This window comes from Haloactinopolyspora alba, from assembly GCF_003014555.1.
In the GTDB taxonomy this organism is placed as follows: domain Bacteria; phylum Actinomycetota; class Actinomycetes; order Jiangellales; family Jiangellaceae; genus Haloactinopolyspora; species Haloactinopolyspora alba.
Genome location: NZ_PYGE01000003.1, coordinates 101,371 through 127,504 on the forward strand (window position 1 = coordinate 101,371; position 26,134 = coordinate 127,504).

The 26,134-nt window shown below is 68.4% G+C and carries 18 protein-coding genes; 4 read left to right on the top strand and 14 right to left on the bottom strand.

Going from position 1 to position 26,134, the window contains the following annotated elements:
- Window positions 1–167 precede the first annotated feature (167 nt).
- From CLV30_RS05335 to CLV30_RS05350, 4 genes are read right to left on the bottom strand one after another with little or no spacing between them, the layout of a single operon-like run.
- Window positions 168–980, bottom strand: coding sequence for a carbohydrate ABC transporter permease (locus CLV30_RS05335; RefSeq protein WP_106536172.1), 813 nt, complete (start codon window positions 978–980; stop codon window positions 168–170).
- Complete coding sequence (locus CLV30_RS05340; RefSeq protein ID WP_106536173.1) at window positions 977–1,837, bottom strand: carbohydrate ABC transporter permease; 861 nt, start codon at window positions 1,835–1,837, stop codon at window positions 977–979. Before CLV30_RS05340 ends, CLV30_RS05335 begins: the two co-directional genes overlap by 4 nt.
- Complete coding sequence (locus tag CLV30_RS05345; RefSeq protein ID WP_165358527.1) at window positions 1,834–3,144, bottom strand: ABC transporter substrate-binding protein; 1,311 nt, start codon at window positions 3,142–3,144, stop codon at window positions 1,834–1,836. Before CLV30_RS05345 ends, CLV30_RS05340 begins: the two co-directional genes overlap by 4 nt.
- A gap of 1 nt (window position 3,145) precedes the next feature.
- Window positions 3,146–3,979 (bottom strand): MBL fold metallo-hydrolase, encoded by an 834-nt coding sequence (locus tag CLV30_RS05350; protein ID WP_205740650.1) that lies wholly within the window; start codon window positions 3,977–3,979, stop codon window positions 3,146–3,148.
- A 66-nt stretch (window positions 3,980–4,045) separates the two neighbouring features.
- On the opposite strand from CLV30_RS05350, the gene CLV30_RS05355 reads away from it, so the two are divergent.
- Together CLV30_RS05355 and CLV30_RS05360 are read left to right on the top strand one after the other, a co-directional pair.
- Window positions 4,046–4,984: a LysR family transcriptional regulator gene (locus CLV30_RS05355; protein ID WP_106536175.1), complete on the top strand. Its 939-nt coding sequence runs from the start codon at window positions 4,046–4,048 to the stop codon at window positions 4,982–4,984.
- A gap of 122 nt (window positions 4,985–5,106) precedes the next feature.
- Entirely contained in the window at window positions 5,107–6,453 is a 1,347-nt protein-coding gene (locus CLV30_RS05360) for a PhoX family protein (RefSeq protein ID WP_106536176.1), read from the top strand.
- 97 nt (window positions 6,454–6,550) lie between these two features.
- On the opposite strand, the gene CLV30_RS05365 is transcribed toward CLV30_RS05360, so the two are convergent.
- From CLV30_RS05365 to CLV30_RS05410, 10 genes are all read right to left on the bottom strand, one after another.
- Entirely contained in the window at window positions 6,551–7,711 is a 1,161-nt protein-coding gene (locus CLV30_RS05365; RefSeq protein WP_106536177.1) for a pyridoxal phosphate-dependent aminotransferase, read from the bottom strand.
- A gap of 87 nt (window positions 7,712–7,798) precedes the next feature.
- Complete coding sequence (locus tag CLV30_RS05370) at window positions 7,799–9,370, bottom strand: discoidin domain-containing protein (protein WP_106536178.1); 1,572 nt, start codon at window positions 9,368–9,370, stop codon at window positions 7,799–7,801.
- A 75-nt stretch (window positions 9,371–9,445) separates the two neighbouring features.
- Complete coding sequence (locus CLV30_RS05375) at window positions 9,446–12,079, bottom strand: PA14 domain-containing protein (protein WP_106536179.1); 2,634 nt, start codon at window positions 12,077–12,079, stop codon at window positions 9,446–9,448.
- A 387-nt stretch (window positions 12,080–12,466) separates the two neighbouring features.
- The gene (locus CLV30_RS05380) at window positions 12,467–13,468 is read right to left on the bottom strand and encodes a pirin family protein (protein ID WP_165358526.1); all 1,002 of its coding nucleotides are present in this window, start codon (window positions 13,466–13,468) and stop codon (window positions 12,467–12,469) included.
- Between the two features lie 164 nt (window positions 13,469–13,632).
- The gene (locus CLV30_RS05385) at window positions 13,633–15,285 is read right to left on the bottom strand and encodes a sulfatase family protein (protein WP_106536181.1); all 1,653 of its coding nucleotides are present in this window, start codon (window positions 15,283–15,285) and stop codon (window positions 13,633–13,635) included.
- A 65-nt stretch (window positions 15,286–15,350) separates the two neighbouring features.
- Window positions 15,351–19,736 carry a golvesin C-terminal-like domain-containing protein gene (locus tag CLV30_RS05390; RefSeq protein ID WP_106536182.1) on the bottom strand — a complete coding sequence of 1,462 codons (4,386 nt, stop codon included), beginning with the start codon at window positions 19,734–19,736 and terminating at the stop codon, window positions 15,351–15,353.
- Between the two features lie 278 nt (window positions 19,737–20,014).
- A complete protein-coding gene (locus CLV30_RS05395; protein ID WP_106536183.1) occupies window positions 20,015–21,334 on the bottom strand; it encodes an ABC transporter substrate-binding protein in 1,320 nt (439 codons plus the stop codon).
- 26 nt (window positions 21,335–21,360) lie between these two features.
- Complete coding sequence (locus tag CLV30_RS05400) at window positions 21,361–22,248, bottom strand: carbohydrate ABC transporter permease (RefSeq protein ID WP_106536184.1); 888 nt, start codon at window positions 22,246–22,248, stop codon at window positions 21,361–21,363.
- Window positions 22,245–23,195 carry a carbohydrate ABC transporter permease gene (locus CLV30_RS05405; RefSeq protein ID WP_211300013.1) on the bottom strand — a complete coding sequence of 317 codons (951 nt, stop codon included), beginning with the start codon at window positions 23,193–23,195 and terminating at the stop codon, window positions 22,245–22,247. The genes CLV30_RS05400 and CLV30_RS05405 overlap by 4 nt, the downstream gene beginning before the upstream one ends.
- The gene (locus CLV30_RS05410) at window positions 23,192–24,001 is read right to left on the bottom strand and encodes an IclR family transcriptional regulator (RefSeq protein ID WP_106536186.1); all 810 of its coding nucleotides are present in this window, start codon (window positions 23,999–24,001) and stop codon (window positions 23,192–23,194) included. The genes CLV30_RS05405 and CLV30_RS05410 overlap by 4 nt, the downstream gene beginning before the upstream one ends.
- Window positions 24,002–24,238: 237 nt before the next feature.
- On the opposite strand from CLV30_RS05410, the gene CLV30_RS05415 reads away from it, so the two are divergent.
- On the top strand, window positions 24,239–25,240 hold the full coding sequence (locus tag CLV30_RS05415) for a mandelate racemase/muconate lactonizing enzyme family protein (protein WP_205740649.1): 1,002 nt from the start codon (window positions 24,239–24,241) through the stop codon (window positions 25,238–25,240).
- A 1-nt stretch (window position 25,241) separates the two neighbouring features.
- On the top strand, window positions 25,242–26,132 hold the full coding sequence (locus CLV30_RS05420; RefSeq protein ID WP_106536188.1) for a dihydrodipicolinate synthase family protein: 891 nt from the start codon (window positions 25,242–25,244) through the stop codon (window positions 26,130–26,132).
- Window positions 26,133–26,134: the final 2 nt, after the last annotated feature.

The window sequence follows — 26,134 nt, forward strand, 5'->3', positions numbered from 1 at the left end:
GCGGTGACGCCCCGTGCTCGCCCTGCGCTTCTCCATGACCACCGCGCCCAGGGCTGTTGCCTGTGAGTGCCAGACGGAGCCCCGACGGCGCCGTGCGTCCGGCACTCACTGGCAACAAGGCCGTACCCAAGTCTCCGACATGCAGCCCGCTCGTCCGTCCCACGCGGTCAGCCGAGGCCGGAGCGGATGAAGGCGTCCGTGACCCGCCGCTGCACGAACGCGTAGGCGACGACGAGCGGCGCGGCAACCAGCACCGCCGCGGCCATCAGCGGACCCCACGCGGTGCCCTGCTCGGTCTCGAAGATGCGCAGCCCGACCTGCACGGTCGCCCGGGACACACCGTCGGTCGCCAACAGCGGCCACAGATATTCGTTCCAGGTCTGGATGAACACGATGATCGCGACGGCGGTCAGGATCGGACGCAGGTTGGGCACGACGATGCGGAACAGGATCAGCCGGTCCGAGGCTCCGGCCAGCGTGGCGGCCTCGATCAGTTCGTCCGGGAACGCGGCCATCTGCTGGCGCAGGATGAACACCGCCAGCGCCGAAGAGGCGAGCTGCGGCAGCACGAGCCCGGCGAACGAGTCCAGCAGACCCAGCCGGGACACCATCAGATAGTGCGGAACGACGAGGGCCTGCTGTGGCACCAGTGCGGTGCCGATCAGCACCGCGAACGCCACCCGCCGGCCGCGAAGCCGGTACCGGGTGAGGCCGTACGCGGCCAGCGTCGCGATCGCCACCTGCCCGACCGCCACCGCCGCCGACATGATCGCCGTGTTGAGCACGACGCGCACAACCGGCAGCGCCTCCAGCGCGCCGCGGTAGTGGTCCAGGGTGGGCGCGGCGGCGAACGGGTTCGCGTCGTACAGCACCGCCGTCGGTTTGACGGACGTGACCACGGCCCAGAGCACCGGGAACGCGACCGCCGCGGCGACCAGCATCAGCATCAGGTGCGCCGCCGCGCGAGTGACGCGCCTCATCGGGTCGCCCGCAACTGCAGGGCCACCACGGCCCCGAAGCCGACAGTGATCAGCACCGACAACGCGGCCGCGGGCCCGCCGCTGAAGAAGCTGAACGCCTGCTGGTAGAGCAGGTAGTACACGTTCGAGGTGCCACCGGCCGGTCCGCCCTGGGTGAGCACGTCGATGACGCCGAACGTCCACGGACCGGCGAACACCACCGTCGCGAACACCACCACGGTGGTCATCGGGCGCAGCAGCGGCAGCACGATGTGGCGCAGCAGCCGCCACTCGCCGGCGCGGTCCAGCCGGGCGGCGTCCATCACGTCCGCGTCGATGGTGGTGAGCCCGGCGGTGAACAGGATGAAGCTCAGCCCGAAGACCTTCCATCCGCTCACCACGGTCACGGCGGCGAACGCGGGGACGCGGTCGGTCAGCCAGTCGACCGGGCCGATACCGAGCAGCCCGAGCGGCTCGTCGGTGATGCCGAGCACCGGGTTGAGGATCCACTCCCACATCACCGCTCCGACCGCCGGCGGGACGAGCACCGGCAGGAAGAAGACGGTCCGGTAGAAGGCCACCAGCCGTCCACCCAGCCGCCACACCACGACGGCCGCGGTCAGCGGCGCCAGCACCGACAGCGGCGTGATCGCGACCATGTAGCCGACCGTGTTCCAGAACGCCTGGCCGGCACCGGGCGTGGCGAAGATCTCGCGGTAGTTGCCCAGCCCCGTCCACTCCGGAGGACGGGTGGTCAGGTTGAAGTCGAACAGGCTCAGCACTGCGACCGCCAGTAGCGGGCCGTAGACCGTCAGTCCGACGGCGAGCAGGGCCGGCACCAGATACGCCACCGGCCGAGCCCGGGTGAGCGCCGTCATGGCTCGAGCAGCTCCCGCATCTGCTCGGCGACAGTGGCCAGGGTCGGCTCGGGGTCGGCGCCGGACAGCATGATCGGAGCCACCGCCTGGTCCTGCATGAGCTCCAGCGCCTGCTGGCCGCTCTCTCCGGGAAGGACCTGGTAGGGCCGCAGCGAGTCGAGCTGCTCGACGGTGGGCAGCAGCCGATCGTCCTCGGCGAAGAAGTCACCCAGGTATTCCGGATCATCGATGAGCGCGGGGCGCAGAGGCAGGTAGCCGATCTCCGAGGCGAGGATCGTGAAGCCCCGCGCGCTGGTCAGGAACTGCACGAACTCCCACGCCGCCTGCTGTTCGGCCTCATCGTCGGAGAAGACGAACAGTCCGGCGCCGGACACCGTCGGCGCCACGTCGTGCCCGTCGAAGGCGGGCAGCCCGGCCGTCTCCAGATCGAAGACGCCGTCCGTCGACGCGGCCAGCCCGCCGAGCAGCGCCGTGCTGCTGACGAGCATGCCCAGCCGCCCGGCCTCGAACATGGCGATCGCCTCGGCCTCGCCGACCGGTGGCTGCAGCCCGTCCACGCTGAGGTCGCCGAGCATGCTCAGCGCCCCGACGGCCGGCGACTGGTCGAGCTGCAGCGACCCGTCGTCGCCGAGCAGCCGACCGCCGTTCGAGTTGATCAGCGACTGGGTGAGGAAGTCGGACTTCGCCTCCCCCGCGGCGTCCACGTAGACGCCCTGCGCGCCGGTGTCGACGATCGCCCGTGCGGCGTCGCGGACCTCGGCCCAGGTGGTCGGAGGCGACTGGGCGTCGAGCCCGGCCTGGGCGAACAGGTCGGCGTTGACGAACATCGTCGGCGTCGACACGCTGTACGCCATCCCGGCCAGCTCGCCGTCGTGGCGGCCGAGCTCCGCGGCCGCGGGGTACATGCCGTCCAGGTGAGCCTGCAGCTCGCCGGCGGGCGCGACCTGCTCGAACGGCACGTAGGGCAGGTTCTCCTGGACGAAGCCGAACTTGCTCCATCCGATCTGGGCGACGTCGGGCGGGTCGCCCGCCGCGGCCTGGGCGTGGACGCTGCTGTGGATCTCGCCGGCCGGTGTGCCCGTCGGGTCGATCCGGATGTTCGGGTGCTCGGCCTCGAACGCGTCGATGAGCTGCTGGGTTCCCTCGCCGCCCACTCCGTCGGTCCCGTAGTTGTACGACTCGAAGGCAATGGTGATCTGCTCTCCCGCGGCCGACGATCCGTCGTTGCCGGCGTCGCTGCCGCAGGCCGCGACGACCAGACCGACGACGAGCACCGTGCCGGGCACGGTGGTGCGATACGAACGCATGTCAGGGCTCCTGTGTCTCGGATACGTGGAAGGTGTGGTCGGGGACGGCCACGTCGATCCGCCCGTCGAACTGCGCACGGGCGCGCGCGACCTGCGCATCCAGCCAGCCGCCGTCGGTGTGGGCCCAGTGGGTCAGCAGCAGGTCACGGACCCCGTGGTCGGTGGCGAGCCGGCCGGCCTCGCCGGCGCTGAGGTGGCCGTGCCCGGTGCGGTCCGGCTCCTCCAGCGTCGCCTCGGCGAGGAGCAGGTCGACGCCACCCGCGAGCTTCTCGAAGGCCGGCGTCGTCGTGGTGTCGGCGCTGTAGGCCAGCGACTGCCCGCCCGCCTCGACGCGGAAGCCGCAGCAGGGCAGCCGGTGCCGCATGGCGACCGGCTCGATGGTCGCCTCCCCGACCCGGATCGCTTCGCCGGGCGCGTACTCGACGACGTCGAACACGTCCCGGAAGACGTGGTCGGCCGGGTGCTCACCGGGCCCGTCGCCGCCCAGCGGAAACAGCTCGTTCAGCCGGCGCAGCGTCGCGGCCGCCCCGGCCGGCACGTAGACCGGCAGCCTGGTCGCGGGCAGCGGGCGCTGGGTCAGCGTCTTGCCCAGGACAAGGAGGTCGAGGCAGTGGTCGGTGTGCATGTGGCTGATGAAGACGGCCGACAGCTCGGCGGCTCGCGCGGCAGCCTTGGCCGCCACGCCGGGCCCGCAGTCGAGCAGCACCTCACCGTCGCGGAGGTGCACCAGGTAACCGGAGCTCGGCCAGCCCGGTTCGGGCATGCCGGCACGGCAGCCCAGGACGGTCAGACGCAGGCCCGCGCCGTGGTTTCGGTCGTGCGCAGTGGGAGTCACGCCGACGAACGTAGGTAGCACCGGCATGAACGATCTGTCGCGGCGGCGACCAGCGTCTGAACGATCGTGTCGGGTTCCGGCTCGATCGTCCCGGACCCGTTGACGGTCGAGCGCAGCGGACTAGTGTCGCCGTCGATGGACCCCAGGTTGAGCTGGCTGAGGTCGTTCGTCGCCGTCGCCGAGGAACTCCATTTCGGTCGTGCGGCCGACCGGCTGCACCTGAGCACGTCGGCGGTGAGCCGGCACGTCCGGCTGCTGGAGGAAGCCTTCGGCGCGCCACTGTTCGAGCGCACCAGCCGCAGCGTGCTGTTCACCACGCAGGGCCGGCGCATCCACGGCGAGATCGCCGTTCCGGTGGCGACCATCGCGGGCGCGTTCTCGCATCCGGATGCCGGCCGGACCCTCAGCGTCGCCTACGTCAGCGCGCCTGGGGAACGGATGATCCCGGAGGCGGCCGCCCGGTTCGGCGGCGATCCGCTCGGCGTGCCGCTGCGGCTGCTGCCGGCCAGCTCGACCGCGCAGCGCACAGCGCTCACCGACGGCCGGGCCGACATCGGCATCCAGTGGACGCTACCCGGGGCGCCGGCACCGCCCGATCTCGAGATGACGCCTATCCGCAACGAGCCGCTGATGGTGGCGCTGCCGGCAGAGCATCCGTACGCGTCCAGCACCGAACTGCGCTTGGCCGACCTCGCCGGCGAGGACTGGCTGATGGCCGTCGACTCGTCCGACCTGGCCCTGCGGCAGGGGTTCGTCACGGCCTGCCAGCGAGCGGGCTTCCTGCCCCGCATCCGCAGCGAGGCCACCGGCTTCAAGGCCCAGCTCAGCCTCGTGGCGGCTGCCCGCGGCATCTGCTTCGCGCCCGCCGTGGCCCGCGACTCGGGCAGCTATCCGGTCGCGTTCGTCCGTGTCCACGAACTGTCCGTGACCCTGGTGGCGGTGACCCGCCCGGCCCCGGACCGGCACGCGCGCCGTTTCATCGAACTGCTACGCGCCGCGCACTGAACGTGGCCGCGGATTCCGGCCATTTGCGCCGGTTCAGCGCGAATTCATCACGCGCTGTGGTCGGTGTCATCTCGGAGGTGTGGGCTGACCCGTGACAGCAGACCTACCCGAAGGAGCAGCACGTGACGACATCCGAGCGTCCAGCGACAACCTCCGAGGTCACACGGCGAGGATTCCTCAAGAGCGGAGCCGCCGTCGGAGCCACGTCCGCGCTGGTGGGGCTGATGGGCGCCAACGCCCAGGCCGCACCCAGAGGACGTACCTGGCCGGAGAGCGCACCCGACAACGGGGGCTACGGCCCGTTGCAGGAAGCGCCCGGCGGCGAGCTGTTGCTGCCCGCAGGCTTCACCTACGTGGCGTTCGGTCACACCGGAACGCCGATGAGCGACGGGGCGCCGACGCCTGGCCGGCACGACGGGATGGCGGCGTTCAGCGGCGACGACGGCCTGATCCGGCTGGTGCGCAACCACGAGCAGAGCGGCGGAGCGGCGTTCGCCGACCCCGCGTACGACAGCGAGGCCGCCGGCGGCACCACGACGATGGTCTTCGACCCGGCCGCCATGGCGCTGATCAGCACCTACCCGAGCCTGGCCGGCACCATCCGCAACTGCGCCGGCGGCCCCACGCCGAACGGTTCGTGGCTGTCGTGCGAGGAGACGTTCACCGGTCTCGATCAGCCCACTCCGCACGGCTACGTGTTCGAGGTGCCCGCCGACGCGGACGGCCCGGTGGACCCGGTGCCGTACAAGGCGATGGGGCGGTTCGTGCACGAGGCCATCGCGATCGACCCCGACACCGGGATCGTCTACCAGACGGAGGACCGCGGCAGCTCCGGCTTCTACCGGTTCGTGCCGAACGACCGCGACGACCTCGGCGCCGGCGGCCGGCTGCAGATGCTGGCGATCAAGGACCGGCCCGGCTACGACACCCGGATCGGACAGCGGGTCATGCGGCCGCTGCCGGTCGAGTGGGTCGACATCGCCGACCCGGACCCCGACAGCAGCGACTCGCTGGCCGTGTTCTACCAGGGCCGGGAGCAGGGCGGCGCCGTCTTCGCCAGGCTCGAGGGTGCCTGGTACGGCGACGGCTCGATCTACATCAACTCCACCAGCGGCGGCGACGCCGGAATCGGCCAGGTGTGGGAGTACCGCCCGCGCGGCGAGTCCGGCGGCCAGCTGGTGCTGGTCTACGAGTCGACCGACCCGGACCTGTTGGAGAGCCCCGACAACATCTGCGTGTCGCCGAACACCGGCGGCCTGGTCCTGTGCGAGGACGGCGGCGGCCAGGACCTGCTGCGCGGTGTCACGAACCGCGGGCAGATCTTCGACTTCGCCGCTCTGAACAGCTCGAACACGAGCGAGCTCGCGGGCGCCACCTTCAGCCCCGACGGGCGGGTGCTGTTCTTCAACGTGCAGAGCCCCGGTATCACCTACGCCGTCACCGGCCCCTGGGACGCCGGCGAACTCTGACCTGAAGGTCGGCGCCGGCCGGATGCCACTCGGCCGGCGCCGACCTTCGCGGTCACGCCGAGCGGCCGCTCGGTGTCGCGAAGACCTGGGACGGGACCTACAGCGCGGCGCGGAACCGCTCCCCGATGTCGGCGAGGCGCTCCACCGGCTCGTTCGCGTAGACGAGACGCAGGTAACGGCCGCCGGTGGGTCCCCAACCGTCCATCGGTGTCGCCGCCACCCGGCCTCGCCGGAAGAGGCGATCCGATGCCTCCGCCGCGGTGAGGCCGAGCTCCGCGGTGTCGATGAGCAGCGACCAGCCACCGTGCGGGCGCACGCACGGATAGTCGTGGAGCTGGTCGAGAATGCGGTCGCAGCGTTGCCGCCACGTGCGCGTCGCCTCGGCCACGCCGTCCGACCCGTTGCCGGACGCGTCGAGGGCGGACGCGACGGCCTGCTGGGCGATGCCGACCTGACAGACCACGTTGGACAGCCCGACGAGGTGGATGTCGGCCATGATCGGTTCCGGCGCCACCACCCAGCCGACGCGCCATCCGATCAGGCGCAGTTCCTTCGACGCCGACCCGACGGTGATGGTGCGCGCGGCGAGCTCCGGGTGCGAGGCCGGATGGCTCGGCGCCCGGTCGTCGAAGCGGATCCGCTCCATCGCCGCGTCGTACACGATCCACGCGCCATGCCGGACGACCGGCTCGTCCAGCGCCTGCCAGTGCCGCTCGTCCAGGACGACGCCGGACGGCATCGCCGGCGACATCACCAGCACCGCCGCGGTCGCCGGCCCGACCGCCGCGGCGAGCTCGTCCGGGTCGACCTGCCAGCCCTCGGACGTCGGCGTGGACCGCACGAAGCGCGGCACACCGCCTGCCAGCCGGACCCGGTTGATCAGCCCGGCGTAGATGGGCTCGGTGAGCACGACCTCGCGACCGGGTTCGACGGTGGCGAGCAGCACGTTGACGATGCCGTTGAGCCCGCCGGCCACGCTGACGCACTCGGTGGCCGGGTCGTAGGACCGTCCGGCCATCCGGCCGACGTGCTCGGCCGCGGCCCGGCGGAGGCCGGCCTGCCCGGCGAACGGCAGATAGCTGTTGGCGTCGTCCGCGTCCACCTGTGCACGGGTGATGTCGAGCGCGAGCTGCGGCGGGCGCAGATCGGTGTCGAGGTTCTCCAGCCGCAGCAGGTCCGGATCGCCGGCCGCGTCGGCGGCGGCGCCGATCGTGTCCACCCCGATGCCGGGGATGTCTCGCAGACGGGACACACTCATGGCACAGACACCTCCCGGTCCGATCTCACATCGGCGCCAGGATAGGCCCGGACCGAGGCGCCAGCGCCTCCCGGCGCACCGGGTTCGTCAGCCGAGCTCGATCTCGGTGGCGCCCGAGTAGATCCCGATCCCGGTGTTCTGGTTGCCGCCCTCCTGGTGGATGAAGTGGACACGCAGCGCCTTGGTGTGAACCGCGTCGAAGGTGACGGTGTTGGCGCCGGGCCGCGGGCCGGCCGGGTCCCACCAAGCGCCGGTGACCTGCTCGAAGTACCGCCCGCGCAGGTGCTCGACGAACATCTGCCGTGGCGGCCGCACCCCACCGCCGTCGTCGTAGAGGTGGAGGGTGAGCCCGGAGATCCGCCGCGGCCGCTCGAGGTCCAGCTGGACCCAGTCGACGGTGTTCGGGGAGTTGAACGCGGTCCATCGCGGCTCGTCCGCGACGACCCCGTCCACCAGGGCCTGCGGCGAGTCGGACTCGTACGTGTGCGACGCCGACACCCGGATCGGCCCCGTCGACTCGCCGCGCAGGTCGGCCGAGGTGGCCAGCCCGATGGACTGCACGCCGCTGCGCCACTGGGCGTTGTAGAAGTGATAGACGACGCCGTCGTGCTTGATCACCCATGGCTTGGTCGCCTGGGCGGCCTCCCACGGCTTGGTGGAGCTCGTCAGCTTCGGCCCGGACCAGCGCGTCCAGTTCACCAGGTCGTAGGAGCAGGCGAACGAGTCGAACCGCCCGTTGGGCTCGTAGTCGATCGTGTTCCAGAAGAACATCACCCACACGTCGCCGATCCGCACGACCTGCGGATCGCCGCACAGCGCGATCCCGTGCCACTCGTCGGGCACGACCACCGGCGCCTCGCCGTAGCGGCGCCAGCTGACCATGTCGTCGGACACTGCCATCCCGATGGTCTCGTTACCGTAGCCGCCCGCGCCGGTGGCGTTGTAGTACATGACGAACCGGGCGCCGAGGCGGGCCTCGGGGTCGCGGACGACGTGGCTCTTGAACAGCTTCGAACGTTCCCAGTACCGCGTGTCCGGGTCGTCGGGGCCCAGCACGGGAGCGTCCCGGCGCACCCACGGGACCGGCTCGCCGGGCGTCGTCGTGCTGGCCACGCCGACCGACAGCGGGCCGCCCTCGTAGCCCGGGTCCGGTCCACCGAGATAGCTCATCCAGTAGCGGCCGTCGTGGGTGCCCAACTCGGCCGACCCGGCCCATTCGGTGTCCTGCAGCGCGATGTAGCCGGCCGCCTGCTTCTGGTCCCAGGCGCCCGACCGGAACGGCAGGATCGTGCCTTCCGGCGTCCAGTCGAGCAGGTTCGGACTCGACGCCAGCCGGGTCTCGTACCCCTCCTCGCGGAACACCAGGTGCACCATGTACCAGCGGCCCTGGTGGCGGAAGACGCTGGGCGAGTCCACGAGTTCGGCGTCCGGCGGGGTCTCGAGGACGGGGCCGTACCGGTACGGGGTCTTGACCTCCTCGTAGATCTCCGTCATGACGTCGCTCGCGACGGTCGTCGACGTGGGCCGCCCGCGGTTGCCGCCGGACGAGTCCGGCGCCGCCGACGCCTGCTGGGCGGTGAGCGCGCCGGCGGCAACCGCACCGCCGAGCACCGAGCGCCGTGTCACCGGCGATGACTGGAACGGATCGACCCGGCTCATGTGCTCTCCTCGGTGTCGCTCGGACGGTGGGTGCGGGGCCCGGCCGCGACGTTCGCGGCCGGGCCCCGCACCGGATCACTCAGTGCATTCCGGATGACTGCCGGAGTTGATCAGTTCGAGGTTGGACGCCCTGATCGCGCCGACGTTCATCTTGTCGACCTCGCGGTCGTACGTCATCAGGCCGTTGAGCTCGGTCTCCACGTCCGTCGTCTGGGTGTAGATCGACCCGCTCAGACCGTTGCAGGCCGCGAGCTCCTTCAGCCGTTCGTTGAGCTGGAGGTAGCGGTTGGTCAGCGCCTCCTTGTCCGGTTCGGTGTTGTAACCCCAGCCGGTGCCGGTCCACTGGTGCCCGAAGACCGAGAGGGCCAGTCCGCCGTACTCGCTGAGCACCGAGGCCCTGGTGTTCGACGGCGGCCTGGGCGTGCCCGGCCCGACGTAGATGTGGTCGTCCACGAGGTCGCCGTTACCCGGGTCGGGCGGGAAGTTGTTGGACCCGGAGTTGGCCGAGACCAGCCGGGACGGATCCCACGCCTTCACCTCGTCGGCGATGCGCCCGGCGTCGTAGATGCCCCACGCCTCGTTGAACGGGACCCACATGGTGATCGACGGGTGCGACCGGTTCTCGGTCACCATCTCCTGCAGCTCGTGCTCGAACTGCTGCCTGCCCGCCTCATCCGGCGTGCGCGCCATCGACGGCATGTCCTGCCACACGATCACGCCGAGCTTGTCGGCCCAGTAGTACCAGCGCGCGGGCTCGACCTTGACGTGCTTGCGGATGGTGTTGAAGCCCATCCGCTTGGTCTGTTCGATGTCGTACTTCAGCGCCTCGTCGGTCGGAGCGGTGTAGATGCCGTCCGGCCAGAAGCCCTGGTCCAGCGGTCCGTGCTGGTAGACCGGCTTACCGTTGAGCAGCATCCGCATCGTGCCGTCGACCATGCCCTTGCTGACGGTCCGCATCCCGAAGTAGCTGCCGACCGAGTCGACCACCTCTCCGGTGTCCGCGTCACGCAGCTGCACCTTCAGGTCGTACAGGAACGGCTTGCGCGGCGACCACAGCTTCGGCTTCGGGACCGGCACCGAGAGCTTCTCGCCCGGCGCTCCGGAGACGCTGCCGATCGGCTTCTTCCCCTTGTACGCGGTCGCGACGACGACCTGGTCGGTCGTGCCCTCGGCCCGCACCGTCAGGTCCAGGCTCTCCGCGGCCACGTCCGGAGTCATGTCGAGGCGGGTGACGCTGGCGTCGGGCACCGGCTCCATCCACACCGTCTGCCAGATGCCGGACACGGAGGTGTAGAAGATGCCGCCGGGGTTGAGCCGCTGCTTGCCCACGGGCTGGTTGCCCTCGTCGGTGGGGTCCTCGACCCGGACGATCAGCTCCTGCTCGCCGCCAGGGCGCAGCGCATCGGTGATGTCGGCGGTGAACGCGTCGTAGCCGCCGGAGTGTGTCGCGACCTGCTCACCGTTGACGTAGACCGTGGCCTTGTAGTCCACCGCGCCGAAGTTCAGCTTGAGCCGCTGGCCCGACCACTTCTCGGGCACGGTGAAGGTGCGGCGGTACCACATCCGCTCCTCGTGCCGCTGCAGCTCGGAGAGCTCGGACTCGACCGGGTACGGCACGACGATCTCCTCGTCGAGGGTCTGTCCGAACGGCGGAGCCTCGCCCTCCTCGGCGGCGGCGAACTGCCAGGTGCCGTTGAGGTTCTGCCACTCGTCGCGGGTCATCTGCGGGCGCGGGTACTCCGGCAACGGGTTGTCCGGGTCGACGTCGTCCGCCCACCGGGTCTTGATCGTGTATGTCGAGTTGTTCTCGACGGGGACGTTGAAGGCCTCGAGGTCGGCACCGTCGGCCGCGGTCACCCCGCCCTCGCCGTCGTACGTGGCGCGGATGACGGGGTCACCGACGCCGGGGATCGGCTCCTCGAGCTCGAGATCGACGATCGACGGGTCCGCCTCGTCGCGGGTCGCCGCCGTGGCCGGCCACGGCGTACCGCCGACCTCGACGCTGAAGTGCTCCGTGGAGCCGTCCGGCAGCGGAGCCAGCGCCTCGTCGAAGTCCATCGAGAGCGTCGTTCCGTCCGGCACGAGCTCCGCGCTCCGCGGGCCCGGCGGGTCCCAGCCCTCCGGCACGTAGAAGTTGTCGGCGGGCACGACCTGCTTGTCCTGGCTGGGGCTCTGCCAGAACAGGCGCAGGTGCGAGCCGCCCCAGTTCTCGAACATCTCGACCTTGATGTCGTACATCCGGCCGGCTTCGAGGGTGATCGGCTCGGCGAACTTCTCGACGTCCCAGTTGTCGACCCAGTTGTCGATCATCAGCTCGCCGTCGATCCAGAGCCGGAAGCCGTTGTCGCCGATCATCGAGAACGTGTACGTCTCGGTCTCGCTGGGCTGCAGCCGCCCGGTCCACCGCGCTGCCGTGCCGTCGGCCTGCCCGGTCAGCGAGTCGAAGATCGGGTTGAGATCACCGAACTCGATGTTGCGGTCGAGGATGGTCGCGTGCAACTCGTCGAAGTCGAACACGCCCTCCGCACTGGACGTGTAGTACTCGCCCTTCAGCCCGTGCCGCGGCGTCTCGTCGGCCGCGGCCGTGTCCGGCGCGGCCGTGTCGGGTGCGGGTCCGGCTGACGCCGGTCCGGCCGCGACGGCCGTCAGCGGGGCGACCAGAGCGGCCAGAGCAGCGGTGACGAGCGCAGACGTTCGTCTCCGTCGCATCGTCTTGCCCTCCTTGTCGTTGGGAACACTGAGCTTCAGCGCGGGTAGCTGCGGTCCCCGTGAGGGTCACCCGGCTGGTCCTCCGGGCATCCATGCGCCGCAGCGAGATCGATAGCGTCAACCAGTCCGAAAATGTTGGAGCCTCCGCCATATTCAACATTGAACCAACATCAGCGGGCATAAGTTACCCAGAAGTGATCTAGATTCAACAGGTAAGCACATAGAGCTGTCAAGGGTTCAACGAGAGGCTTGACGACTTACGCCAGCAGCCCACGAAACCCCTCCGGACCGGGGCGCTCGAGAACGGGCCGCATCGGCCGGGCCGGCGCTGCGGCCGGCACCGGTCGTGTGGCCGCCCGGGTGGTCCTTCCCTGGCGGGCCGGCTCGTCAGATGCGGGGCGGACGGCGCGGAGGGTTCCGCCGCGGCGTGATGGTGACCTTGGGCATGGCGGGCGCGGCCAGGCGGTCACCGGCGTATCCCGCCACGACGCCGAAGCGGTCGGACGCGGCCTCCCACTCGTCGCGTGCCCGGACGATGTCCTCGTGGCTGCGGCCGATGAAGTTCCACCACATGACGATCTCCTCGTCGAACGGAACACCGCCGAGCAGGATCGTCCGCGCCGGAACGTCGGACTCGTTCACCAGCGTCAGCGCGTCGGCACCGGGGTGGACGTAGGCCAGTTCCGCCGCGTGCAGCAGCGTGTCGGCCACCCGCACGACTCCCGCGTCCACCAGCAGGCCGTGCTCGAAAGCGGCATCGACGGTGAGCGGGATCACCGCCCGCGGCTCGACGGTGATCTCGGCGCCGAGCAGCGGCGTGAACGTGCGCACCGGTGAGACGTCGCCGGCGAGCGAGCCCAGGAAGACCCGGACCTGTGCCCCGTCGATCCGCACGGGTTCGGGAACGTAGCGCTCGAAGTCCCGTGCGGCGTCGCGATGCCCCTCGGGCAGCGCCACCCACAGCTGGGCGCCGTGCAGGACCGTGGTGCGCGCCGTGGAGACCTCCGAGTGGCTGATGCCGTACCCGCCGGTCATCAGGTTCAGCTCACCGGGCCGGACGAAGGCGTGACTGCCGAGACTGTCGCGGTGTTCGATCTCGCCGCTGAACAACCAGCTCACCGTCTGCAGCCCGGTGTGCGGATGCGGCGGGACGTGCATGCCGCCGGTGCGCGCGACGTCGTCGGGGCCGTAGTGATCGACGAAGCACCAGGCGCCGATCAACGTCCGGGCACGCTGCGGCAGCGTGCGCCGCACCGACATCGCTCTCGGACCACCCAGCGGCACCTCTCGCGGGGAGAGCACGTCCACCTGCGGCGCGTCGGGCGCGCTGCGCTCGTCCCCCTGCTCGGCGCACCTGATCTCGACCGGCTCGGCTTCGACGTTGCTCACCGCGACCACCTCTCCCACCGCAGGGTAGTTCAGGACGAGCTGGTCGGAGGGCCAGGTGACCACGCAGGCGAGCCGCCGGTCAGCCTCCCGTCCTCGAGCACCGTTCGCGCACGCGCCCGTTCCGCGGTTCTCGGCCCTGTTGCCACGCCGTCGGCGGCTCGCGTTCAGACCACGCGGTCGATGGCCACCGTGTCGGGACAGCTGTTGACTCGGCCTCCGAGAGCGGCCAGTTCCTCGTCGACCGCGGACAACCGGTCCTCGTCGATCATCCCGGCGTGGCGTAGGGACGCCAGCCGAACGGAATCGCGGCCGTTGACGGTCGGCGCGTGACCGGGCATCAGTTCGGGCACGAGGCGGGCGACGATCGCGGCTGCGTCGGCGTTGTCGCAGATCATGTCGAGTGGCGTGTCGATCGACCAGCGTCGCCCCGCTTCGATGGTGGATGCCCATCCGGCCGACGACCGGCCCGAGTATCCGACTGGTTCGTTGACTTCGTAGTAGTGCTCGAGCTGGTCGCGACGGATGTAGTACTCGCCGGGCAGGAACTCGTCCCGGAGGCGAGATCTCCACTCGTCGAGGTGTTCCTGGAGCTGGTCACGCACGTGAGCGTGGTCAGGGTCGTCGACGAGGTTGCGGCTCTGACCGGGGTCGGCGTCGTTGTCGAACAGCAGCCACGGGCCGTCGATGGCGCAGACGTAGGTGTGGCGTTGCGTGCGTACTCCGCGGTATTCGGCGATGCCGTACCAGCGGAGCGTGGAGTATGCGGCGGGCACACTGAGATACGCACTGTCGACGGTCGTCGAGGGATCGGAGAAGTCGGTTCCCTGAATGCCGTCGGGCGCGGCGATGCCGGCGAAGCCGAGCACCGTGGGCATCAGGTCCGGCGAGTTGAACAGTGCGTCCGAGTCGCCCGGCGCGATTCCGGGGCCGCGTACGAGCAGCGGAACCCTGATGGATTCCTCCCAGGGGACGAGCTTGTACTGGAGCCCGTGCGACCACATCATGTCGCCGTGGTCGGAAGTGAAGACGACGACGGTGTCGTCTCGACGACCCGTGGCGTCGATGACCCGCAGAAGACGGCTCATGCACTCGTCGATGGCGGCCATGTGTGCGTAGTAGCCGCGGAGGTCGTCGGCGGCGCTGTCGGCGTGCTCGCTGGGCACGTTGCCGGGAACCCTGATCGCCCGTCCGTTGTAGTGCTCGCGGAATTCCTCGGGGGCGGTATCGAGCGGGAAGTGCGGCGGCCCGTAGGACAGCATGAGGAAGAACGGTTCGTCGGCCGCGGTTCGATCCTCGATGAACTCGGCCGCCTGCTCGGTCTGTGCATAGCTGTCGTAACCCGGCCACACCCGGGGCGTGGGATCGTCGTCGGCGTAGTAGACGGAGTTCCAGTAGTCGTGCGTGCATTCCCCCGCCCGCCAGAACTGGAACCCGTGCCGCGCTTCAGGGGGGACGTATGCGTCCCGGCGGCCGAACCACCCGTCGGGGCTGCCGTACAAGTGCCACTTGCCGACGTATCCCGTGGCATATCCTTCGTCGCGGAACACCTCAGCGATGGTCCGGCCCGTCGGCCGCAGTTCGACGTCGTTGATGTAGACGCCGTGATCGAGCGGGTACTGACCGGTGAGGAAGCTGGCGCGCGCCGGGCAGCAGACGGGGGTTCCGGAGATCGCCTGCCGATAACGCAGGGACTCGGCCGCCAGCTGATCGATGGCCGGGGTGTGTGCGTTCTCGTCGCCGGCGAATCCGAATGATTGAGCTCGCCACTCGTCGACGACGACAAGGACAACGTTCTTCTTGGTGCTGTTGGTGATCAAGAGTCAGCTCCCAGGTCGCGGATCATTCGCCACCCTTGGACGGTTCGGGTTTCGGTGACGCGTCGTCATGTGGACCGGACCGGCCGCCACCGTGCCCCGCTCGCCCGGTGGACTCTCGACGCGTCGTGGACCTCGAGCCGGACGAATCCCTCGTCACCGGGGTCGAAACCGAACGTCCCCAGGACCCGCCACTCGCCGCCGTTCTCCTGCTGGTTCACCGTGAACGTGTCCTCCCCGCCAGCATGGTGGACCGTGTACACCGCAGCGGTCGTCGTCTGGTCGTCGGACGGATACCACACGGCAACCTCGTAGCGGCCGGACTCCGGGATCCACGGCTGCCAGGTCGCTGTGCTGCCCTCCTCGCCGATGCGGCTGTACCGCGACCGCTCTCCGTCGACGCCGAGGAGCCCGCTGCGTGCCCACGCTCCGGTCTCGGAGTAGCCGACCGACGAGTTGTTCGTGACGACCAGGTCGTCGACCGGGCGCCACCGTGCCCCGCTCGCGCGGTGGACACTCGACGTGTCCTGGACCTCCAGCCGGAGGAGTCCCGCGTCGCCGGCGTCGAACCTGAACGTGCCCATGACCCGCCACTCGCCGGCGTTCTCCTGCTGATTCACCGTGAACGAGTCTTTTCCGCCAGCGTGGTGGACGGTGTACACCGCGGCGGTCGTCGTCCGGTCATGGTACGGATACCACACAGCAAGCTCGTAGAGGCCCGCCTCCGGAATCCACGGCTGCCAGGTCGCGGTGCTGCCCTTCTGGCCGGTCCGGCTGTACCGCGTCGTCTCCCCGTCGACTCCGCGAAGCCCGCTGCGCGCCCACTCCCCGGTCTCGAAGTAGCCGACGTCCGAGTTGTTCGTGATGACCAGACCGGGCGACACGACCGACACGCTCACCTCCCGCTCGGTGTTCTCGACCCGGGCGGTCAGCTGATGGGTGGTGTAGGGCGCCGCATCGGCCGGTGCGGTCAGCGTGTAGTCGTACCGCGCCCAGCCGCGCGGTTCCAGCCGGTACTCCTGCTCGGCCGGTTCGAGCGTCCAGCCGCTCGGAACCAGGACCGTCACCGGGCCGCCGCGTTCCGCCGGTCCGCGGTTCATGGCGTACACCGCCAGCGGAATCGACGCACCGGGCTGGACCTCGGGTTCCGGCACGTCGAAAGCGACGATCTCGACCGTCTCCATGACGCGGACGTCCACCGCCGCCGCCTCGTCCACGCCGCCGTCCCAGCTCAGCGTCGCGCCGATCGAGTTCATCTCCGCGGCCGCGTCGACCGGAACGGTCACCTCGAACGTCCACAGGGCCGGGTCGCCGCCGATCGCCGTCGGCTGGTCACCGGTCGGCGTCACCGTCCAGCCGTCGGGCACTCGAAGTGCCACCCGTGCACCTTCCAGCCGGCCGTCCGTCCCGTTGTAGGCACGGACCTCGACCACGACGGGGTCACCGCCGGCGACGTCCGGGTCGGCGAGCAGTTCGGCATGCGCGGTCTTCCCCGGAGGGCAGACACCCGTGACCGACGCGGGCAGCGAGAGCGTCACGGCCTCGGTCCTCGCGTCGCCGACGACGACCTCGTAGGTGAAGGACGCGTCCAGGTCCGGCAGAGCGACCGTCCACTCGTTCGGGTACACCTCGTTCGGCACCTCGGTCCAGGTCTCGCCGTCCAGCGTGTAGCGCAGGGTGGCCTGGTCCTCGGTGCCGGCGAAGACGTACGCGTCCGCCTTGCCGCGGTCGGGCCGCACCAGGACCATGCCCCGGACCAAGCCCACGGGGCTCTCGTCGTCGAAGTGGAAGCTGCCCGGGCCGTGCGCGTCGTACTCGGGCTCGACGTGCAGCGGGCTGGAAAGGTTCACGCCGCGGACGATCACCGCGGTGATGCCCCGGCCGGTCACCGGAACGGAGAGCTGCGCACCCTGAACTCTGCGCTCTTCCCGCTCGCCGTTGTCGCGGATGACCTCGACGGAGTACGACCTCAGGGAGGCGACAGCGCTCGGCCCGGGATCGAACGTGATCCGCGCGGTCTGCTGCTCCGCACTCTCGTTGGTCAGGCTGATGTAGAGCGATCCGTTGCCGGTGCCCGCGATCCAGTTGATCTGATGGTTGTCCACGTCGACGATCCCGCGTCGCAGGCACGGCCAGACGCCGTCCTCGCCGTAGAACGTGCCCGGCGCGTGCCCGTACGTGTGGAACTTGAAGAAGACGTAGTTGTCCTCGAACACGCCCGGGTAGGCGACCGCACCGTCCGAGCGGATCAGGTGCTCGGTGAACAGGTAGTCCAGCGTGATCCCCAGATGCGAGGGGATGTGGTGGTAATAGACCGCTCCCGCACCGGGCGGGCCCTCCAGCGGGAATTCCGGATGCATCGGCCACGACGTGAACTGGCGCAGGTTGTAGCCGGGGTAGTTGGTGAACCGGCCGACCACGCCGTTGTGTGCGACATCGTGGATGAACGCGTCCCCGGTACGCCACGCGAGGCGTTGCAGGAAGGCCGACCAGTGCGGAAGGTTGTATTTGCCGTTGAGCCGGTGGGTGCTCAACTGTTCGGTGGGCAGACCGCAGGTGGACACCACCCAGGCCGGGACCTCCTCGACCGGGATCTCGGTCCGCGTGTACCCGTCCCAGACACAGCGCCGACCGTGCTCCTGCCATTTGTCGGTCTGCTCGGTGAGTTCCGGATGGGTCGGTGTCGTGATCAGCGTGTCCGGCACCTCACGTACCTGCATCTCCGTGACGAAACGCTTCGCCTCCCGGTAGGCCGCTTCCATCAGTGCCTCGTCACCGGTCGCCTCGGCCACCAGAAGCAACTCGGTCCAGTCCTTGGCGTAGTCGTACACGAACTGAACACGGGCCGCGTTGGTCGTATAGGCGCGGTTGACGAACTGATCCGCATAGACGGCCGCATTGGCGTGCGCCTCGGCGAGGTACGCCGGGCTTCCGGTGAACTGCTGCGCCACGTACGGCACGGTCATCGGCGTCCGCCCGGTCTCGATGGCGGATCCGGCGGGCCGGCGCGGCCGTTCCCGCATGGTCTGGACGGCCAGCTCACGTACGACCGGGTTCAGGGAGGCACCCTGCCGCAGCAGCGGAATCAGGTGGGCGGCGTCCCCCGCCGGCCCGCTGATCCCCCACGGGTAACGGTCGTGGCCGCCGATGACCGGCGTGAACCGGTTGCCCCACGTCTCCCGCGACAGGAGGTGCTCCAGCACCGGGCGGGCCCGCCGATCGTAGATGGCATCGTCACCGGTGAGCCGGTAGGCGCTCATCAGCACCGCGGCATGCGAGATCACCACGGTCTGGTCGTTCTCGATGTCCACGAAGCCCTTCGCGCGCTCCCACCACCCACTCGGTGACGGGACGAATCCGCCCTGCGGATCGACCTGGTCCGGCTCGCGCATCACCAGGTCGATCAGGTTGAACGCGGCCTCGGTCAACGATGTCCCGAACACGTTCTCCCGGTAGGCACGCAGGCCGTACTCCTGCCGGGCCAGCCCGGTGTACGCCGTGTACAGGTCCGCCGGCTCGGCGCAGACACCGAAGCTCATCGTCCGGGAACCGCCGGCCTCGAGGGGCGACTGCTCACCGATCTGCGGAGCGAACACCACCGCTTGAACGTTCTCGGGGTCGACGTCACCGTTGCGCAGACTCATGCCGTACGGCTGGTTGTCGAAGCCGATCCTGGCGAGATGAACGAAGTCCTCGCTCTCGGGCGGGAGATAGACGCCGGTCGTCCAGACCTGCTCACCGACGGTTTGCTGCACCAATGACATCGGGGCGAACAGTTCGCTCGCGTTCAGTGAGTCGGCCCCGTCGACGACGCGTGCGTGTTGGAGCGCCCCGCACAGCACCTCCTCGACGTTCGCGAACCGGGCGATGTCCATGGCCTGGTATCCGACGATGTGATGTCCGTCGGCGCCGGCGGTGACCGTCCACTGCACCTCTGGGTTTTCGCCGGCGACGTTCCACCTGACGGCGATGTCGAAGCCGAGATCCGCGCTCGTGGTGAGACGCACGGTCGTGTCGTCCACCTGCTCGATCTCGTCCAGCGCCAGCCAGTGCGGCGTCATCGACGCGTAGTAGTTGACCTTCGACCCGTCCGCGCCGGCCAGCACCACCCACTGCTCGTCGAACCGCGCGTCCGGGCTGGTGGCGGAGATCCACCCGCCGTCCGCCCGCACCTCGATGTCGCGGACGTACGTCCGCCCTCCGTCCCAGGTGGCGAGCCGGAACGACACCCGGTGCCGCGGTCCGGTGACGACCGCCGCCGGATCCTCCGCGATCGTCAGCCCTGGCTTCTCGATCTTCCGCAGTGGGGCGGGCAATCCCTCGCTCGCCGGCGTGTTCCGTAACGCGGCCATGGCCGGGTGCAGCGGTCCGATCATGTGCTGGACCGCGGCCGCACCGACCCCTGCGCCGGCAAGAGTGAGGATGGATCTGCGCGAGATCTGCCGCTCCGTCATTGTGCCTCCATCGCCAGGAACATGGACCGATTCAATCGAATCCCGGAGTTCTCTTTCGTGTCGGAAATTACGCACACATTGGAAACGTCGAGCATGTACCGGACCGGTTACGCACATCTCGGACACACAACCGCGTTGTGGCCCAGTGCGCCGGCGTCAGTGTCCATGACACGTGCGTGCCGCCGACATCCGCACACACGGTCGGCCGGCACCGCACGCTGCCGCCGGTGACAACGGCGGCCAAGGCCGCCGATCTCCACCGGCGACCCAACGAAATCTCAGGACTGCTCGATGAGCGCCTCGAGTTCGCCCGCCGCGTCGGCCGCGCCCGTCGCCGCGTCCTTGTTCCCGAGCATTACCGCCTCGACCATCTCGCCCATGATCTCTTTCATCCGCGCCGACTCCGCGTAGAATGCGAACAACGGCCGGGCATGGGCCGCGATTTCCTCGGCCCACGTCGAAGCCCATTCATCTGACGTGAACCGCTCGTCCTGACGCGCTTCCTTCAGGACTGGCGCGCGTCCGGTCCCTTCGAACACTGTGATCACGGCCTCCAGGTCCGTAGACAGCCAGGACGCGAAATCAGTCGACGCCTGTTCGACGTCGTCATCGCCTTTCAACACGGCGTAGCCGCCGCCGCCCCACGTGATCGATTGTGGCGGTACATCGACACCAGGCACGCCTGGTCTCGGCACGGGAACCATGTTGTCCAGCAACTTGCTGTCACTTGTCTCTTGCTCGATAATGCTGGGCGCGATGTCGGCGTCGTCATAGAACGCGGTCCTGCCCTGGGCAAACAACGCACGGGCGTCGAAACGGTTCATATTCGGTGCAATCAGGCCACGATCGAGCAAGGATTTGTACCACTCCAAGGCCGCCACGCTGGCATCGTCACCCAGACTCACCATTCCACTGTCGTCGATGACGTCACTGCCGAAAGCACGCATCCAGAAAGCGATGTCGCTTCCCTGCTCGATGCCCGTCATGGCCGCATATGGAATGAGGTCCGAGTCAAGGGTCTTGATCGCCTCCAGCGCGGATTCGAATTCGTCGACGTCTGTCGGCAGTCCGTCGACGCCGGCTTTGTCCAACAGGAGGCCGTTCCCCACCAGGCCGATGGCGCCGGCCGTCGTCGGGAGGGCCAATGTCATATCGTTGTAGGTCACGGTTTGAACTGAACCGTCCGTGAAAAGTGACTTGTCCATAACCGGTGCCAGGTCGACAAGAGCGTCCATCTCGGCCAACGGCGGGATCCAGCCTTGTGGAAGCGAGACCACCCCCGAGAGGTTGCCGGACCGCGCCTGCAGAATGTACTGGTTGAGCGCTTCGGCGAACGGGATGCCGTTACCGTCGATCTTGACACCGGTCTCGTCCTGATACCTCTTCATCAATTTCTCGTAGACGGCAGCGTCGGCCCCCTCGGCCAACCCGTGGCTGTTCAAGGTGACCTCTTCGACGCTGCCGGACCCGCTCGTCCCGCCGCCTCCGTTACCGCACGCCACCAAGGCCCCTGCGGGTGACAGAACGACCATGCCCACTCCAGTGCGGGCCAGAAATGCACGTCGGCTCATACCCGAGCGCAAGTTCGAGGGACTCATCTCTCCTCCTTGAGATTCGTGTTCACTCAACCTTTGACCGACCCGACGGTCAGGCCTTCGACGAAGTATTTCTGCAAGGCCATGAATGCGATCACCACCGGTATGGTCGTGATGAGTGATGACGCCATGAGCTCTGGCCAGTCCGCCTGGAACTCTCCGAGGTACTCGACGACGAGCCCCGGCGGCAAGGTACGTCTGTCCTCGCCGACCAGGGTGAGGGCGAAGATGAAGTCGTTCCACCCTCGGATGAAGGCGAACAGCCCTGCGGCCACCATTCCGGGAATGGCTATGGGGAGAAGCACCTTGGTCGTAATCACGCGCTCGGGCGCGCCGTCGATCCGCGCCGCCTCGATCACCTCCGTGGGGATGGTGTCGAAATACCCCTTCATGACAAAAGTGCACAACGGCAGCGTGAACGTCATGAATGACAACACGAGCGCTACGTACGTATCAAGCAGGCCGAACCTGTCGAACATCAGGTACAACGCGATCAGGAGCAACGCGGTGGGGAACATCTGCGACGACCAGATCATGTACATCACAGATTTCCGACCACGGTACTCGAACTTCGACAGCGAGTACGCCGCGTATGACGACACGATGACCGCACCAACTGCCGTCACCCCGGAAACCAGGATGCTGTTCACCATGTATTTGAGCAGAGCGGGCGTCTCAAAAAATGTGCCGTAGTGCTCGAACGTGATTGACGTCGGAATAAAACTCGGCGGAAACTCGAACACCTGCTCACGCGGCGTGATCGATGTCGCGAGCATCCAGTACACGGGGAACAGCGCAATGAACACTACTACTGCCAGCGTCGCCCAAAGAGCGACCCGTCGCATTGGCCTGCGGCGCGGCCGTCTCGGGGCGGAGGGGGCCGTTGTCTCCGGGTGCACGTCAACGCTCGTGCTCATCCGACCCTCCGATCGCCGTACTTGGTAAAGAGCCAGACAGGAATCGACAGAACGGCCATCCAGAGAATGCCGACCGCACCGGCCCGGCCGAGGTCGAAGCTTTGGAACGCGGTTTCGTAGAGTTCCACGGAAAACGTCGTGGTCGCGCCGGCCGGCCCTCCGCGTGTGAGAACCCAGATCATCTCGAAGTGCTGGAAGTTCCAGAGCAGCTCGAGAAGCAAGACCGTGAAGATGATACCGCGCAACGACGGCAATGTGACATGCCAGAACCGCCGCAGAGTGCCGCCGCCGTCAGCAGACACCGCTTCGAGCAGATCTCGCGGAACCGCCTGAAGCCCGGCCAGCATCATCACCATCACCCATGGAAAGGTCTGCCACGACTTGGCGACAATGACCAGCAGCATCGACTGCCAGGGCGAAGTGAAGACGTTGAGGTTCTCCTCGATCAACCCCAGCTCGCGCAACGCCCCATTCAGGACACCGTTGTTCGGGTTGAAGATCCAAAGCCAGAGAAAAGATACGACGACGCCAGGAAGGATCCAAGGGAAGAGCAAGATTCCGCGTAGGGCGCCCTGCCCTCTAATGCCCTGGTTGAGCAGTAACGCCAGACCGAACGCCACAAGGAAGGGCAGGACTGTCGCACCGGAAGCGAACACCAGTGTTCTCGAAAGAAGGCCGACGAAGTCCTCCGACAGCACGTCCTGCACATTCTGCAGGCCCACGAACTCCGACCCGGGGCGCACCAGGGAGCGGTCGAACAGGCCCACCCACAAAGACGCGACCAGTGGATAAAGCAGCACCACCGCATACAGCAGGAGCGCAGGCGCTACGAGGGCGAGCGCAACCTGCGTCTGCGACAGACCGCGACGGCCGACTGCGTCCGGTGGCGATCGACGGCTGTTCGCTGACGCGGAGCCCGCGGAGCGCTCCTTGAGCTTCATTGTCATGCCTGCCCTTCACCGCCGACGCCAACTACGTGATGGGCGAGACTGACGTCGTATCCGAGAGCGATGCTGACCTCGTCGGCAGCTTCGATGGCTCGTCGACCGAGTTCGGTTTCCCTGTTGGGCAGGTCCACGGCCGAAAGTGGGCCCGACACCGACAGTGCTGCCACTACGGCCCCCGTATGGTCGAAGATCGGTGCAGCCACACACGCTCGGCCGAGTGCCAACTCCTCCACTTCGGTGGCATATCCCCGGCGACGCACCTCGGCGACGATCTCGTCGAGCTCGCCGTGGTCGCAGAACGTGTGTGACGTGAACGGCTTCGGTTCTGGCAGCAACGCTCGACGTTCTTCGCCATCGAGCGCGCTCAGCAAGCACTTGCCCAGGCCAGTGGCATGCAACGGGTTTCGTCGACCCATCAGGACGTACGACTTCGGCGCCTTCGCACCTTCGAAGTTGCACAAGTAGAACAACGCGTCGTCACTTCGCACCGCCACGTTGACACCGAGCCCGAGTGATGCTGCCAGGTTCTGAGCAACCTGGCGGGCCGCGCGATGGACGGGATTCTGGTTGACGGCAACCCCCGCCAACGTGATCAGCGCCGGTCCCAGCCGGTAAAGGTTGCTCACAGGATCGCGCTCGACGTATTCGATCGACTCCAACGTCGCCAGCAGCCGTGAAGTGGTCGACTGCCCCAAGCCGACGCTGTTGGCCACGTCCGACACTCGCTGCGGCTTGCCGTCGAGGAATGCTCCCAGCACGGCGGCGGCCCGTTCGACGCTCTGGTTGGTGCCCTGTTCCACCGACACGGGCGATCTCCTTGAACTCTGGATCTCGTTTGCAGTATGTGGGAGACTCTCGCACAAAGCGCGTGCTGTCAATCATCATGAGGATGCGAGATGCTGATTCGAGACATTCGGACGTTCGTCGTGAAGATCAAGGCAGACGACGCCTACCTGGGGTCGGAAGACCTGCAGGACGGGTACTTCCTGCGCGAACCGTGGCGGAGCATCTACTCCGGTCGGTTCGAGACGCTGTTGGTTCGCGTGACTGCCGAGGACGGCACGGCGGGGTGGGGTGAGGGCCTCGCGCCGGTGGCACCCGAGGTCCCCGCCGCCATCGTGAATCTCCTCCTTGCACCGGCGCTGCAGGGCATGGATGCCACCCGCCCACGCCCGGCATGGTCCAAGCTGCGGGATCTGATGCGTGAACGCGGCCACCTCGTCGGCCATCAGGCCGACGCCCTGGCCGCCGTCGACATCGCCCTGTGGGATCTCGCCGGCAAGTTGGCGGGATGCAGCGTCGCGGACCTGCTCGGCGGAGCCTTCCGTACCGACGTTCCCGCCTATGTTTCCGGTCTTCCCAAGCAGACCGACGACGAGAAGGCGAAGCTGGCCCGAGACTGGGCAGAGAAGGGGGCCACCACCGTCAAGCTGCACCTCGGGCGTGGAATCGATGCTGACCTGGCGACGGTCGACGCGGTTCGGGCCGCAGCACCGTCCCTGCGAATCGCCGTCGACGCGCATTGGGTCTACCCCTTGCACGACGCCCTCCGGCTGTCGGAAGGTCTGGCCGAGCGTGACGGATGGTTCCTCGAGGCGCCGATGGCGCCGGAAGACGTCGCCGGGCACGCGGAGCTCGCGGCGCGTAGTCGGATTCCGATCGCTCACGGCGAGGCACTGCGGAATCGGTACGAATTCAACCAGTGGCTCGACGCCGGCGCGCTTCACATCGCCCAGCCGGACATCGGACGAACCGGTATGACCGAAGGGCTGATCATCGCCGAACTCGCCGCGGCACGGGGTGTTCCCGTCGCGCCGCACCACTCGACCGGCATGGGCGTCGCGCTTGCCGCCGGGCTGCACGTGGCGGCCGCCGCCGAGCACCTGGCAGCCTTCGAATACCAGCCCAAGTCGACAGAGGTGGGTTCGCGCATCGTGCGCGAACCGTTGTCGTGTCGGCCAGACGGTTTCGGGCTCCCGTCCGGTCCCGGTCTTGGCGCCGACGTCGACGAAGAGGCAGTCGTCCAGCTAGCGAAGGAGTCGTGACGTGCCGCCCACCGTTCACGGGCTGGTTCCCATCCTGGCAACCCCCTTTCACGCCGACGGGTCGCTGGACGTCGCGAGCCTGCGTCGCCTCACCGAGTTCCAGCTGGAGAGCGGCGTGAACGGCGTCGCGGTGTTCGGCATGGCCAGTGAGGGCTTCGCACTGACGGCACGCGAGCGGGCGACGGTTCTCGACACCGTGACCGACGTGGTGGCCGGGACCGTTCCCGTCGTCGCCGGAGTCAACGGCACATCGACGGTCACCGCAGTCGAGCAAGCGCAGGAGGCCGCATCGGGTGGAGCGGACACGCTGATGGTGCTGCCGCCTTTCATGGTCACTCCTGGCCCGGACCAGCTCATCGACTTCTATCGCGACGTCGCCGGCGCGACCGGCCTCGAGGTCATGGTGCAAGATGCTCCCGGCGCGACCGGCGTGAGCATGTCGCCGGCGCTGATCGTCGAACTCAGCAAGCTCGGCGGCGTCACCTCGGTCAAGGTCGAAGCGCCACCCACGGCACCGAAGGTGAGCGCTGTCGTCGACGCACTCGGCGACAACGACTTCGCCGTGCTCGGCGGCCAGAACGCGCAGTTCTGCCTGGACGAGCACTCAAGGGGTGCGGTCGGGACGATGCCCGCATGTGAGTTTCCGGACTTGCTGAAGCCGGTGCTCGACGCTCATCTGCGCGCGGACGTGCGCACTGCCAACACCGGATTCGCCCGGTTGCTGCCGCTCATCCTGTTCGGCCTGCAGTCCGGCATCGCATGGGCCGTGCACAAAGAGGTCATGCTGTGGCGTGGGCTGATCGCCGATGCGACGGTCCGTTCCCCGGCACGCTCGCTCGACACGGCTACCCGTGCGAGATTGCACGCGATCCTGGATGAGTTGGGGGTGTAGCC

What these genes read in the sequence shown, in the direction of transcription:
- CLV30_RS05335 (WP_106536172.1), bottom strand. Translation starts at nt 980, where the DNA reads ATGAGGCGCGTCACTCGCGCGGCGGCGCACCTGATGCTGATGCTGGTC.
- CLV30_RS05340 (WP_106536173.1), bottom strand. Translation starts at nt 1,837, where the DNA reads ATGACGGCGCTCACCCGGGCTCGGCCGGTGGCGTATCTGGTGCCGGCC.
- CLV30_RS05345 (WP_165358527.1), bottom strand. Translation starts at nt 3,144, where the DNA reads ATGCGTTCGTATCGCACCACCGTGCCCGGCACGGTGCTCGTCGTCGGT.
- CLV30_RS05365 (WP_106536177.1), bottom strand. Translation starts at nt 7,711, where the DNA reads ATGAGTGTGTCCCGTCTGCGAGACATCCCCGGCATCGGGGTGGACACG.
- CLV30_RS05370 (WP_106536178.1), bottom strand. Translation starts at nt 9,370, where the DNA reads ATGAGCCGGGTCGATCCGTTCCAGTCATCGCCGGTGACACGGCGCTCG.
- CLV30_RS05375 (WP_106536179.1), bottom strand. Translation starts at nt 12,079, where the DNA reads ATGCGACGGAGACGAACGTCTGCGCTCGTCACCGCTGCTCTGGCCGCT.
- CLV30_RS05390 (WP_106536182.1), bottom strand. Translation starts at nt 19,736, where the DNA reads ATGACGGAGCGGCAGATCTCGCGCAGATCCATCCTCACTCTTGCCGGC.
- CLV30_RS05395 (WP_106536183.1), bottom strand. Translation starts at nt 21,334, where the DNA reads ATGAGTCCCTCGAACTTGCGCTCGGGTATGAGCCGACGTGCATTTCTG.
- CLV30_RS05400 (WP_106536184.1), bottom strand. Translation starts at nt 22,248, where the DNA reads ATGAGCACGAGCGTTGACGTGCACCCGGAGACAACGGCCCCCTCCGCC.
- CLV30_RS05405 (WP_211300013.1), bottom strand. Translation starts at nt 23,195, where the DNA reads ATGACAATGAAGCTCAAGGAGCGCTCCGCGGGCTCCGCGTCAGCGAAC.